At 65.9% G+C, this 13,236-nt stretch carries 10 protein-coding genes; 5 read left to right on the top strand and 5 right to left on the bottom strand.

Going from position 1 to position 13,236, the window contains the following annotated elements; translation table 11 throughout:
* Nucleotides 1–52 precede the first annotated feature (52 nt).
* The 4 genes from ACVWYS_RS18580 to ACVWYS_RS18565 all read left to right on the top strand — a co-directional run bounded on the left by ACVWYS_RS18580 (nucleotide 53) and on the right by ACVWYS_RS18565 (nucleotide 5,108).
* A complete protein-coding gene (locus tag ACVWYS_RS18580; protein WP_344363794.1) occupies nucleotides 53–856 on the top strand; it encodes a creatininase in 804 nt (267 codons plus the stop codon).
* Between the two features lie 597 nt (nucleotides 857–1,453).
* On the top strand, nucleotides 1,454–2,878 hold the full coding sequence (locus tag ACVWYS_RS18575) for an MFS transporter (protein WP_202615747.1): 1,425 nt from the start codon (nucleotides 1,454–1,456) through the stop codon (nucleotides 2,876–2,878).
* 60 nt (nucleotides 2,879–2,938) lie between these two features.
* A complete protein-coding gene (locus tag ACVWYS_RS18570) occupies nucleotides 2,939–4,195 on the top strand; it encodes an aminopeptidase P family protein (protein ID WP_116765361.1) in 1,257 nt (418 codons plus the stop codon).
* Between the two features lie 100 nt (nucleotides 4,196–4,295).
* Nucleotides 4,296–5,108, top strand: coding sequence for an IclR family transcriptional regulator (locus tag ACVWYS_RS18565; RefSeq protein ID WP_456510243.1), 813 nt, complete (start codon nucleotides 4,296–4,298; stop codon nucleotides 5,106–5,108).
* A 36-nt stretch (nucleotides 5,109–5,144) separates the two neighbouring features.
* Here the strand turns inward: ACVWYS_RS18565 and ACVWYS_RS18560 are convergent, their stop codons facing one another.
* Entirely contained in the window at nucleotides 5,145–6,686 is a 1,542-nt protein-coding gene (locus ACVWYS_RS18560; protein WP_344361718.1) for a PucR family transcriptional regulator, read from the bottom strand.
* Between the two features lie 106 nt (nucleotides 6,687–6,792).
* Between ACVWYS_RS18560 and ACVWYS_RS18555 the strand changes: the two genes are divergently transcribed.
* The gene (locus tag ACVWYS_RS18555; RefSeq protein WP_456510242.1) at nucleotides 6,793–8,328 is read left to right on the top strand and encodes a purine-cytosine permease family protein; all 1,536 of its coding nucleotides are present in this window, start codon (nucleotides 6,793–6,795) and stop codon (nucleotides 8,326–8,328) included.
* A gap of 132 nt (nucleotides 8,329–8,460) precedes the next feature.
* On the opposite strand, the gene ACVWYS_RS18550 is transcribed toward ACVWYS_RS18555, so the two are convergent.
* The 4 genes from ACVWYS_RS18550 to uriH all read right to left on the bottom strand — a co-directional run bounded on the left by ACVWYS_RS18550 (nucleotide 8,461) and on the right by uriH (nucleotide 13,209).
* Entirely contained in the window at nucleotides 8,461–9,558 is a 1,098-nt protein-coding gene (locus ACVWYS_RS18550; protein WP_344361712.1) for a M20/M25/M40 family metallo-hydrolase, read from the bottom strand.
* A gap of 254 nt (nucleotides 9,559–9,812) precedes the next feature.
* On the bottom strand, nucleotides 9,813–10,769 hold the full coding sequence (locus ACVWYS_RS18545; protein ID WP_456510241.1) for a ribokinase: 957 nt from the start codon (nucleotides 10,767–10,769) through the stop codon (nucleotides 9,813–9,815).
* Complete coding sequence (gene uriT, locus ACVWYS_RS18540) at nucleotides 10,766–12,190, bottom strand: uridine transporter UriT (RefSeq protein WP_456507789.1); 1,425 nt, start codon at nucleotides 12,188–12,190, stop codon at nucleotides 10,766–10,768. The genes ACVWYS_RS18545 and uriT overlap by 4 nt, the downstream gene beginning before the upstream one ends.
* Nucleotides 12,187–13,209, bottom strand: a complete 1,023-nt coding sequence (gene uriH / locus ACVWYS_RS18535) for a uridine-preferring nucleoside hydrolase UriH (RefSeq protein ID WP_456510240.1) — start codon at nucleotides 13,207–13,209, stop codon at nucleotides 12,187–12,189. The genes uriT and uriH overlap by 4 nt, the downstream gene beginning before the upstream one ends.
* Nucleotides 13,210–13,236: the final 27 nt, after the last annotated feature.

The raw sequence follows: 13,236 nt of genomic DNA, 5'->3' as shown, positions 1-13,236 counted from the left end.
ATCCACCGTGGCGCCGCTTCCCGGCACACCATGAACGAGGAGCACCACCAACATGGACACGTCAGTATTTCTCGAAGACCTGGACGCCTTCGCATACCGGGGAGCGCTGGCCTCCGGGGACGCGGTCGTCCTCATTCCTGTCGGGTCCCTGGAGCAGCACGGGCCGCACCTGCCGCTGGGAACTGACACCCTTCTGTCGTCACACTTCGCGGAGGGGGTCGCCAGGCGCCTGGATGCACTCGTTGCCCAGCCCATCGCGTACGGGTACAAGTCGCAGCAGAAATCCGGGGGCGGCAACCACCTCTCCGGTACCACCAGCCTGGATGGTGCCACGCTCATCGGGGTGGCGCGCAACCTGGTCAAGTCCTTCCTCAACCAGGGCGTCAGGCACGTGGTCTTCGTCAACGGCCACTTCGAAAACTACCAGTTCCTGTATGAGGGGATCGACCTGGCCCTGGAAGATCTGGGGCTAAAGCCCGGGGCAGAGCAGAGCGTGCTGCTGCTCTCCTACTGGGACTTTGTCAGCCAGGACACGCTGACGGAGGTCTACCCGGACGGATTCCCGGGGTGGGACATCGAACACGGGGGGGTCCTGGAAACTTCGCTCATGCTCCACCTCGAATCGGCCCGGGTTGCCATGGACCGCTTGGTGGACGGCCCGGCTGCTGTCCTGCCGCGCTTCGACAGGCTCCCTGTGGTGCCGGAGCGCACGCCGGCCACCGGCTGCCTTTCCTCAGCCGCCGGATCCAGCGCCGCCAAGGGCGAACTGCTGTACGGGCAGGTGGTCGAAGACCTGGCCGCCGACCTCGCCCGCGAGTTGGTCCGCGAACCCGTCGGGGCGGCCGTTTCAGGGTAGCGGGAATCGGCCGCCCGGCCGAGCGCGATCCGATGCAGCATCATGAATGCACCGCAGTGCGACACGTCGCCGCGGTGCATTCGTGTGTCGGGACGGACTTGGGGAACTTTAGCCGTTCTTCTTCCAGCGCTTCGGCCACTTCAGGTTCAGCAGGAGCAATCCCAGTAGGAGCGAGTCGACTGTCATGATTGCCGCCATGAGGTAGGCCCATCCGGCCATCATGGCGTGGCCTCCGGCCGCCGCCCCGCAGTGTGCATGTGTAACCGGATGCCCATGACGATCTCCTGACGTGGATCCCCCCAGTCACTCGATAGTCCACCCAGTCTGCCACCGCGTCGCCCCGGAGGGAACGGCGTTGCCGCAGGGCTCAAGCTTTTCCCAAGCTGGCACCTGACCTGCGCTTTCAATGCAACTACGTCTCACTGAGCGCAACTGTGATTCGCACTCGGGCAGGGTGTTCAGAGGGGTGGTCAATAAGTCTGTCTTGAATTAATTCACGCGCTCGAAACAAAAACCCATTGACTGTGTCATAGGTCACGCCTAATCTGATGCAACAGCGTTGCACTGATTGCAACTCCAAAACCCTTTGGTGGACACATGAGTAACGAATCTTCTTCCCCCGCCACTCTTGCGGGAGCGACCAGCCCGGAGTCGAATAACGGGCATGGCAGTACTTCCTCCGGACACAACGCCTTGAGCGGCGGAACCGCCCCGGGCGGTCAAGCCGCATCCGGCAACGGTGACGGAGTTAGCCGGGACACCCGACGGCGCGTGGTCGCCGCCAGCTTCATCGGCAACTTCGTCGAATGGTTTGACTACGCCGTCTACGGCTACCTGGCCGCAACCATCGCGGCGGTCTTCTTCCCCGAATCCAGTCCCCAGACCGCGCTCTTGCTGACGTTCGCCCTGTTCGCGATCTCGTTCCTGGTCCGGCCGCTCGGCGGCTTCGTTTGGGGCCATATCGGCGACCGCGTGGGGCGCAAGACAGCGCTTTCGCTGTCAATCCTGATCATGTCTGGAGCGACGTTCTGCATCGCCCTCATCCCGGGGTTCAACTCCATCGGGATCTGGGCCCCGATCCTGCTCCTGGTGGTGCGCGTCGTCCAGGGCTTCTCCGCCTCGGGCGAATACGCCGGCGCATCCGCCTTCCTGGTGGAGTACGCCCCGGCCAACAAGCGCGGCCTGTACGCCGCGGTGGTCCCGGCCAGCACGGCCGCAGGCCTGCTGCTTGGCTCCCTGCTCGCGGGCCTGCTGACCGTCCTGCTCAGCGCCGAGGCCATGCAGAGCTGGGGGTGGCGCCTGCCGTTCCTGCTCGCAGCCCCGATGGGCCTGATCGGACGCTACATCCGCACCAAGCTCGAAGACACCCCGGTGTTCCGCGAACTGGCGGAAGAGGACCACGCCATCAAGGCGCCGGTCTCCAGCCTGTTCCGGAAGCACTGGCGGCTGCTGCTCAAGGCGGTCGGAGCCGTGCTGCTCAACGCCGTCGGCTTCTACGTGATCCTCAGCTACATGCCCACGTACCTGTCCTCGGAACTTGGCCTCGGCGCAGCCGAATCCTTCCTGGCCACCACCATCGCGCTGGTGACCTACATCGGGTTCATCTTCCTGACCGGAATGCTCTCGGACCGCTACGGCCGGAAGAAAGTCCTCATTTCAGCATCCCTGAGCTTCATGGTGCTGACCGTTCCGGCCTTCGCCCTGCTGGGCACGGGGAACTTCCTGGTGATCGTCCTGGTCCAGATCCTGCTGGGCGGCATGCTCACGCTCAATGACGGCACACTCCCGAGCTTCCTGGCGGAAATGTTCCCCACCCGCGTCCGCTACAGCGGCTTCGCCGTCAGCTTCAATCTCTCCAACGCCCTCTTCGGCGGCACCGCACCCTTCATGGCGACCCTCCTGATCGCCGCGACGGCCAACGCCCTGGCTCCGGCCTGGTACCTGGCCGGCGCCGCGGCAGTCTCCCTGATTGCCGTCGTGCTCTCCCGTGAAACCAGCAAGGAACCGCTGCGCCACGAGTAGCCCCGGCCGGCCTCTAAATTTCCCCTCTAAAGAACAGCACTGCAGAAAGGCACCACCATAATGAGCATCACCACGTCCGACAACGCTTCGTCCATCGCCGAGCTGGAGCGTCTGAAAGTTCTGCACAACGGGCAGAAGGAGAAGCTGACCTTCTCCAATGCTGAATTTGAGCGCCGGCTCGGCGGATTGCGCCGGATCATGGCAGAGAAGGACCTGGACGCCGTCGTCCTGACCAGCTACCACTCCATCAAGTACTACTCCGATTTCCTCTTCACGTACTTCGGCCGCTCCTACGCCATGGTGGTCACCAAGGACGACACCGTGACCGTCACGGCCAACATCGACGCCGGCATGCCGTGGCGCCGCAGCTACGGCGACAACGTGGTCTACACGGACTGGCGCCGGGACAACTACATCTTCGCCATCCAGGAGGCCCTGCGCACCCGCGGCATCAACCCCCGCAGGCTCGGCGTCGAAGACGATTCGCTCCCGCTGGACAACCGCAACAAGATCCAGGCGGCCTTCGCCGGGGCCACCCTGGTGGACGTCGCCCAGGCCGCCATGCGCCAGCGGATGATCAAGTCGGCCGAGGAGATCGAGGTCATCAAGCACGGTGCCCGGATCGGGGACCTGGGCGGCGAGGCCATCCGCAACGCCATCACCGCCGGCATCACCGAGTACGAGGTCGCCCTGATCGGCACCGAGGCCATGGTTCACGAAATCGCCCGGACCTTCCCGGATTCGGAAATCCGTGACACCTGGGTATGGTTCCAGTCCGGCATCAACACCGACGGCGCCCACAACTGGGCCACCACCCGCAAGATCCAGGAACACGACATCCTGTCCCTGAACTGCTTCCCGATGACCTCCGGCTACTACACCGCACTGGAACGCACCCTGTTCTACGGCGAACCCGACGCCCGCTCCCTCGAGCTCTGGAACATCAACGTGGAAGTCCACAAGCGCGGCCTTGAGCTCATCAAGCCCGGAGCTGTCTGCAAGGACATCGCCGCCGAGCTGAACGAGATCTACGTCGGCCACGGCCTGCTGGCCAACCGGACGTTCGGCTACGGCCACTCCTTCGGCGTCCTGAGCCACTACTACGGCCGGGAAGCCGGACTGGAACTCCGCGAGGACATCGACACCGTGCTGGAGCCCGGCATGGTGGTCTCCATGGAGCCCATGATCACCGTCCTGGACGGCCAGCCCGGCGCCGGCGGCTACCGCGAGCACGACATCCTCGTGGTCGGCCAGGACGGAGCCGAGAACATCACGAAGTTCCCCTTCGGCCCCGAATACAACATCATCGGCGCCTAACCGCACCACACCCCCCAAAAAAGGGGGCCGACAGCAGAAGCGGCGCCACATCCACCGTGGCGCCGCTTCCCGGCCCTCATACGGAATGATGGTAGACACCATGACCCCAGCAGACTCTCCCGAAACCACCGGCAACGGCGACACCAAGGGCACCTCCGTCATAGTCAACGCCATCGCCGTGCTGCGAACATTCACCGCCGACGAGCCACTGCTCGGCGTCACCGAGATCGCCAACCGGGTCGGCCTGCACAAGAGCACCGTTTCCCGGATCCTGGCCACCTTCGAACAGGAACACCTGGTGGAACGGGACCCGGAGAGCCGCCGCTTCCGGCTGGGGCTGGGACTGATCGCCGTCGCCGGACCGCTGCTGGCCGAGCTGGAAGAACGGCGCGTGGCCTACCCGGTCCTGCGCGAACTCACCGAACAGACCGGCGAAACCAGCGCCCTCATGGTGTGGAACGGCGCCGAATCGATGTGCGTGGAACAGATCGCCAGCCACCACCAGATCAAACACACCACCCCGCTGGGTGCCCGGTACACGGACGCCATGAGCGCCTCCGTTCAAGTCTTCCTGTCCGCCGAGCAGTCAGAACGTGTCCGGACGCTGCTGCGCAGCGGAGCGATCAGCTATCCGGGACTCGACGACGCCGGCCTGGACGGCTACCAGATCAAGCTCAAGGATGTGACGGGCCGCGGGTGGGCCATCAACTACGGCGAATCATCGATCGACGAAGTGGGCGTTGCCGCCCCCGTCTACGACCACCGCGGTGACATCGTGGCGGCCGTCCTGATCTCGGCACCCCGGTTCCGCGTTTCACGGGAAAGGCTGCAGAGCCTGGGGGAAGCATGCGCCGCCGCGGCCCACAAGGTCACCACACGCCTGGGCGGACGCGCGCCCCAGAGCAAGAACTAACGCGCCCGCACAACCGCACCCGCTTCCGCACCAGCTTCAACTGAGCCGGGCCAGCCTGGCCGCCAGATGCAGTGCAGCCAGCCGGCCCGTGGTGCGGGGGTCGCCGCCGCATAGATCGAAGATCCGCCGCAGCCGCTGGTGCATGGACTGCCGCTCCACGTGCAGCTCCCGGGCTGCGTGGGCCGTGTTGCACCCGGAATCCATCCACACCGCCAGTGTGTCGAGAAGTCGCGAATGGCGTTGCGCATCATGATCCAGGAGCGCGCCCAGTTGCTGGCGCACGAAGGTGCGCCGCTGATCGGGATCCAGAGACTGGACGGAAAGACGTTCCACTGCGAATGCCTCCGCGTCGACCACCGGATGGGGCCCGCCGCCGGGACCGGATTTTTCCCGCGAGGCGGCCAATTCCAGGGTGAGCTTGGCTTCGGACAGCGACCAGGGAGCGTCCGAGATTCCGGTCGCCAGTGGTCCCACCGCGGCCTGCATTCCATCTATGGCCGGAAGCTCCAGCAGGGCGGCCAGGAGCCTCTGCCGGCTCTCTTCCGGGGCATCCCCTGCCAAGCCGACTATTGCGAGAAGCTCGGCGTTGTCGACATAGCTCGCATGGAACCGTGCCGCCCGTGCCAGAAGCTGCTCCACCGACGAACGCAACTGTTGCGAGAGATCCGAGCGGACCACCACAGCCGCGAGCGGCGCGGAGGCCGGAATTCCTGCTGCCGAGGCCAGCTGTTGAAGCCTCCACGGCTGGCTGCCGGAATCCACCGCCCGGATCAAGGCAGCTCCTGCAACCTCCCGCAGCCCGGGCGACATCCGCTGCAGCATGGCCAGGGCCAGGATATCCACGGAACGTTTGCCGGCAGTCCGCGCGAGGTTCTCATCCTCGTCCGCCGGGACCCGGAGCACCAGCTGAGCCGCAAGGATTCCGCGCACGGGCACATCGATCCGGATCAGACGAGCATGTTCTTGCGGCGCGGGGATAGAGCCGCCGACTGTGTCGCCGACAACGGTGTTCTCTGGCGCTGCACTGGCCAGGGTCACACCTGTAAGGGAAGCGAGGGCCACCTCGGCGTGCGTGATTCCGGCGAGTACGGCCAGAATCCGGTCCAGGCTGCCGCCATGTGCCAGCTCAACGGCCATCGCGTGACTGGCTTCGTCTGCCCGCCGCAATTGGGACACCGACTCGCTGACCAGGGACGAGTTGATGGCCTGCATAACACTGACAAACGGCACCACCTTGCGGAGCTCGATCAGAGGAAGCCCGGCTGCCTCGGCGGCTGACACCATCAAGGACGGGAGCGAAGGAAGAGCGACGCCGGTTTCGATGGCCAAGGCCGCCACTCCCCGCTCTGCCAGCTGGTGGATGTAAGCGACCCGCCGGTCCTCAGAGGCGAGAGCGAGGGCCTCGCCTCCCGTCAGCAGAAGCTCACCGCCGTCGAGCAGGGGAGCGATGTCCAGAATCTCGCTCGAGTGCACCCACCGGAGCTGGGTCCGGGCAGCTCTGCTGCTGGCCGCCCGGACGACGGGATCGGCGGCCGCCAGCGTCGGGTGGTGCAGGACATCTTGAAGACGTATTGACATGACACTCCGTCGCGTAAAGCAACCATTAACTAGACACATCATATATAGGCGGATGTGGCATGTGCCACATAATCTTGAAGCACCCCAATCGCTCACGGAGGCTCCAATGCGTGAAAAATCCCCCTTGGTTTCGGCCGGCACCGCACCAGCGGCCAGCGAAGACCACGAAGCGTGGCTTCACCCCATCCCCGAATCAGAGCGCACCCGCAAGGTGTCCGGCCAGTTCTGGATCTGGGCCGGCGCCAACCTCGCCCCGATCAACTGGGTGCTCGGTGCGCTCGGCATCCAGCTCGGGCTGGGGTTCGCGGACACCGTCACCGTTCTTGTCCTTGGAAACCTGATCGGCATGCTGCTCTTCGGGTGCTTTGTCCTTCTGGGCCAAAAGACGGGAGCGACCGGCATGGTGCTGGCCCGCGCAGCCTTCGGGCGGCGCGGAAACTACCTGCCGGCGGCCATCCAGGCCCTTCTGGTGATCGGCTGGTGCGCAGTCAACACCTGGATCATCCTGGACCTGGTCATGGCGCTGTTCGGAACCTTGGGCTGGGTTGACCCGGAGGCCCACAACTATGCGTGGAAGATCGGCATCGCCACCTTCATCATGGCGGCCCAGGTGGCCATTGCCTGGTTCGGCTACAAGGCGATCGCCGCGTTCGAGAAATGGACCGTCCCGCCGACCATCATCATCCTGACCGTGATGTCGGCAGTGGCCTGGTTCGGCATGCAGATCAACTGGACCTACGCCGGCCCGGCAGGTCACATCCTGGAAGGCTCCGAACGCATCGCCGCGATGAGCGCCGTCATGACGGCCATCGGCATCGGCTGGGGCATCACCTGGTTCACCTACGCCGCAGATTACTCCCGCTTCGTCAGCACCTCGGTGCCCAAGCGTAAGGTCTACCTCGCCTCGGTGCTGGGCCAGTTCATCCCCGTCGTCTGGCTGGGCATCCTGGGGGCCAGCCTGGCCACCAACACCGGCGAAATCGACCCCGGAAAACTCATCGTGCTGAACTTCGGCGCGCTGGCCCTGCCCGTGCTGCTCATGGTGCTGCACGGCCCCATCGCGACCAACATCCTGAACATCTACACCTTCTCCGTGGCCACTCAGGCACTGGACATCTCCATCAGCAGGCGCAAGTTGAACCTGTTCGTCGGCGTCTTCTCACTTGCCGCCGTAATCTTCTTCATCTTCCAGGAAGATTTTGCCTCCGTACTGGACGCCTGGCTGATCGGGCTGGTCGCCTGGGTGGCCGCCTGGGGCGGAGTCATGCTGGTCCACTACTTCTGGATCGAAAAGCGCTGGCCCGGCAACCCTGACAGGCTCTTCGACGCCATCGGCACCAAACGCCTGCCGGGCGTGAATCCGGCCGGCATCGCCTCTCTGCTCATCGGCATCTACGCCACGTGGCTGTTCATGTATGGGCTGGTGCCGGCAATGCAGGGACCCATCGCCGTCGCCCTGGGCGGATGGGACCTGTCCTGGCTCGCCGGGGGACTGGCCAGCGCCGCGTCCTACGCCATCCTCGGCCCGCGGTTCCACCGCAAGTTCCTCGACGTTCCCGCCGTCAGCGACTTGACCATAGAGGTTGTCATGCCCCAGGCGACCGACCTTCCGGTCCCGGACACCACCCGCGCGGCCCTCTAGCGCGGCAGGCAGGCGGAGGGAACGCCAGCGCGACCCGGAGCCGAAACTTATGGAACTTGTCGCAGTCAGGAAGCACAGGTCCTCGGCGCGGCCCCTCAGCACGAGGTGGCCGTGCCGGGGACCTCTCTGCGCTTACGCGGGCTTGGCCATCGCGTAGGCCGCGGTGGCGTAGGCGAGGGCGCCGGACATGTCCTTGAGCAGATCCGGGTTGGTGTTCGCGATGGTGTCGCAGGCCTCGTGGTAGCAGGGATCCAGATGCTTGCCGGCCTCGCCGCCGTAGGCCTGGACCTGGGCCTGGGTTTTCTTCTTCTCATCGCCGGTGAACAGCCCGCCGCCCGGAATGCCGGCCGTCAGGAAGGCGTCGTAGTCGGAACCGCCATCGAAGGGCGTGGTTTCGGCGGGGAGCGAGTTCTCCTTGAAGAAGCGGAAGAAGATGTCCTCGATCGCCTTGGACCCGGCCGGCCCGGCGTGGCCGAAATCGGTACCGTCGCCGTCGTGCACGGACCGCACACCGTTGGGCGAGGCCACCATGTCCACATTCAGGTATGCCGGGGTCTGGCTGCGCTCCTGCGTGCTCAGCGAATCGACGTAGTGCTGGGACCCGTAGAGGCCGTCCTCCTCCCCGCCCCAGAACGCAAACCGGACCCTATTGGCCGGCGTAATCCCGGACTCCTTCATCCACCGGGCGGTCTCAAGGACCGCTGCCACCCCGCTGCCGTTATCGTCAATTCCCGGACCGTCCTTCACGGAATCCAGATGCGCGCCCACCACCACGGTGCGCTCGGCGCTGCCCTCCGTGTCGGCCAGGATGTTGAACGACTCCACCTTCGGCTTGCCCCGTCCCTCCCCTTTGAAGCTGAAGGTCTGCCGGACCGGTGAGTACCCGGCAGCCCGCAACTGCTCCTCGATGTAGCGGGCCGATTCCTCATACCCGGAAGTGCCCGAGGCACGGTTGCCGCCATTGGCATCAGCAACCTGCTGCAGGGCCTTCAGGTGGTCCACCATGCCCCGGGACTTGAACGCGGCCAGCACCGTACGCGCGTCCACAGGACTCACCGGATCCAGCGGCGGAACAGCGGGCCGGGAAGGCGCAGCACTGGCGGATTTGGCGGGCTTGCTGCTCGCGCTGCCGGTCGGGGTGCCGGCCGCGGTCTCGGAGGTGCAGGCCGACGTCGAGAGCAGAATCACCGCGAGGACTGAGGGGAGGACGTGTTTGCGCAAAGTGATCATGCCGAGGAGCCCCATCATTAGTCGGTACAAGTTCGCTTGCTTTCCGGCCGAAAAGGTCAAGACGCTCGCCACTGACGCTCCAGTAAGTCGCGGCCGCCATCGCCCGGCAGATACTCCTATCCGATCGAACCATTGTGGGCCTTTCTGGGGTAAGTGCAACAGCGCCCTAGTTTGAAAGGGCTGTGCTGTGCAGCCGCTGGTTGCTCGGCCAAGCGGCCCCGGCCCTGTGGCGCTCCCAGCCAGCTGGGCGGCCGCTACGCCAGCATTGCCTCGACGTCCGCCACTTCCGGGTAGGCCGTTTGCGTCCCTTTCCTGGTCGCTGCCAGGGCGGCGGCAACCGAGGCGAAGGCGGCAGCGGCCGGGAGCGATTCCCCGGCAGCCAAGCGTGCCGCGACGGCCCCCGTGAAGGCGTCGCCGGCGCCGGTGGTGTCCGTGGCGTTGACCCTGGTGGGTTCAATCCGGGTGACGTGGCCCCCGGCGCCGGCACCCGAGTCCAGGACCACGGAGCCGTCAGCGCCCAAGGTGACCACAACGCGCTGCAGTCCGCGATCGGCAAACCTGCTCCGGACCGGCGCCCACGCCGCCGTGCCCGCGCCGGCGTCGGGCACGGCGGTGCCGCCCAGGAACAGCGACGCCTCGTGCGCATTCACGAGCAGAACGTCGCAGAGGCCGGCGAGACTCGCGGGGATCTCGGCGTAAGGCGACAGGTTGAGCAGGACTGTTGCGCCGGCGTCGTGCCCCAACCGGGCCGCCGCTTCAACGGTGTCGAGGCCAACCTCGAGGCACAGGCACACCACCGATGCGCGCTCGAACACGTCGGCTGAGCCGGCAACATCCTCCGGCGCCAGCGTGCCGTTGGCACCGGCCGAGATGATGATGTTGTTCTCACCGTTCGCGTCCACGGAGATGACGGCGACGCCGGTGGCCGCCTCGGGGGAGCGGCGGACGCGGGAGACATCCACGCCCGCCCCGGCGGTGGAGGCCAGGAGCATGGTGCCGTTGGCGTCGTCGCCGACCGCGCCGATCAGGACGACCCGGCCGCCGAGCTTGCTCGCGGCGACGGCCTGGTTGGCGCTCTTGCCTCCCGGATTCACCGCAAAACCGTTCCCGTGCACCGTTTCGCCGGGAAGCGGTAGCCGCTCGCAGTAGATGGTCAGGTCCGCGTTCAGCGAGCCGACGACGACGATCGGGGCAGGGGTCGCGATGGTCACTTCGCCTCAGCTTCCACGGGCTTGGGAATCAGCAGTGAAGCAGCAAATGCCGCCACGGTGATGATAAGGCCCACCGCGATCGCGGTCAGGTAGGAAGCCTGGGCGTCGCCCAACGCGGAGGAGGCCACGAGCGCCGCCGGGAGGACCAGAAAGCTCAGGCCCGCACCCAGGTTGAACGCGCCGGCGTTCATGCCGGGGAGGAAGCCGGGGTTGCCTTCGGGGGAGAGGACAACGCCCAGGCCGTTGAGCATGATGTTGACTGTGCCCGCGTACATGATGCCCAGCAACGCTGTTCCGGCAATCATCATGGGCAGGCTGCTGAGGCCGAAGAAGGCAATGATGGCCAGGGCCACGACGCTGCCGGCCATGCCGATCCGCAGAACCTTGGTGTAGCCAAGAACCGGGGCCAGCCGGCCGGTGATCGGGCCGACGATCCAGCCCAGCAGGGCATAGGGGGTGAGGATGATCAGCGACATCTCGGTGGGGCCCACGCCGAAGCCGGGGGCAGTGGCCTGCACGTAGGCGGGAACGATCCCGTTGATGACCGCGAAGACGCCGGTCATCGTCAGGGTGGTGGTCAACAAGGGCGCCCAGGTGGAGCGCCGGCGCAGGTGCGCGGTTTCCACCATCGGCTGCGGGGTCCGCTTTTCCACGATCCAGAAACCGCAGAAGGCGATCGCGGCCACGGCGACCAAGGCGATGGCCAGGGTGAGTGTGCCGGCAGAAAATGCGCTGACCAGTTTCGAGGCTTCGTTGAGGGCGGTCAGCAGGGCGCCGACCGCGATCACGATGAAGAACACGCCGGGCCAGTCCATTTTGGTGCCGACTGCCGGCTTGCTTTCGCCGGCCAGGACAGCGACGAGAGCCGCGGCCAGGACTGCCAGGGCGACCATGAGCCAGAATATGCTGCGGAACCCGAAGTGTTCGGCGAAGTAGCCGCCCACAAACGAGTCCACGCCGGCAACCCCGCCGTTGACGGCGGTGATGAGGCCCATCAGGGCGCCGTACTTGCGCGGGTCGCTGACGGCCGAGCGCAGCATGATCAGGCACAGCGGCACGGTGGGGCCGCTGACCCCCTGGACGATGCGGCCGACGAAGAGCCACGTGATGTCCGGGGCCATGGCTGCGATCAGGGAGCCGACGGCCATCATCACCATCATGCCCAGCAGGATTTTCTTGCGTCCCACAATGTCGCTCAGGCGTGGCAGGAAGAGGGAGAACAGTGCTGCGGCGGTGAAGAACCAGGTCTGGGACAGGCCGATCACGGCCTGGTCCGTGTGCAGTTCGGTGCCCATCGTGACCAGGGCGGGGCTGAGCATGGAGGCGTTGAGCTGGAAGGCAACGCAGGCGGTCAGCAGTGCGGCCGTGAGCGCAGTGACGCTTCGCCGCGTGGTCTTGGGTTCGTAGGTCAGGGTGCTCATGAGTTGGCTGCTCCTGCGTCGACGCTGACGGCGGCGGACGGGTCGACGTCGCCGATGCGCACCAGGGCGTCCGTGACGAGGTCCCAGAATTTCCCGTGGTCGAGTTCCACGGCCACGGAGGTGTGGCAGTCCGCCGGCGCCGGGGCCCGGAAATCGGCCACGGTCATGCCGAGCGTCAGCTGGCCCTGCAGTTCGATGTTCACCGGCACTTTGCGGGTGGTCATGACGGTGGGATCGATGACGTAGGCCACCGCGCAGGGGTCGTGGACGGGAGGGTAGTCAAAGCCCTGGGCGTCCTTGTACGTCTTGGTGAAGAACTCCATCAGTTCCAGCACGAACTGGGCGGGCCGGGTGCCCACGGCAGCGATCTTTTCCACGACCTCGGGGGTCGCCAGGGCCTGGTGCGTGAGGTCCAGGCCCACCATGACCACCGGCCAGGGCTCGTTGAAGACGATGTGTGCGGCCTCGGGGTCGATGATGATGTTGAATTCGGACACGGCACTCCAGTTGCCCACGTGGTAGCCGCCGCCCATGAGAACGACTTCCTTCACGCGTTCCACGATGCGCGGTTCCTTGCGGGCCGCCATGGCGATGTTGGTCAGTCCGGCCGTGGGCACCAGGGTCACGGTGCCGGGCTCGTGCGCCATGACGGTGTCGATGATGAGGTCGACGGCGTGGCGGGGGTCCAGTTCGATGCTCGATTCTGGCTGGGCGGGGCCGTCCATGCCGCTCTCGCCGTGGATGTCCGGGGCGGTTTCGATGCTGCGGACCAGCGGCCGATCGCAGCCGGCGGCGAAGGGGACACCGGTGATGCCGGCAATCGTGCCGACCGAGAGGGCGTTGCGGGTGACCCGCTCGAGGGTCTGGTTGCCGACGACCGTTGTGACGGCCAGGAGCTCAATGTCCGGGTTGCCGTGAGCCAGCAGCATGGCCACGGCGTCGTCATGTCCCGGGTCGCAGTCCAGGATGATCTTCCGACGTTCCGGTTTCAAGGTGATGGGATCCACGTATATCTCCACGTCGTTGGGGGTCCGCCGGGGCGGTGC

This window comes from Arthrobacter sp. TE12231 (assembly GCF_054062895.1).
The sequence above is the reverse complement of the archived record's forward strand: the minus strand, read 5'-3'. Positions and strand labels throughout refer to the sequence as shown.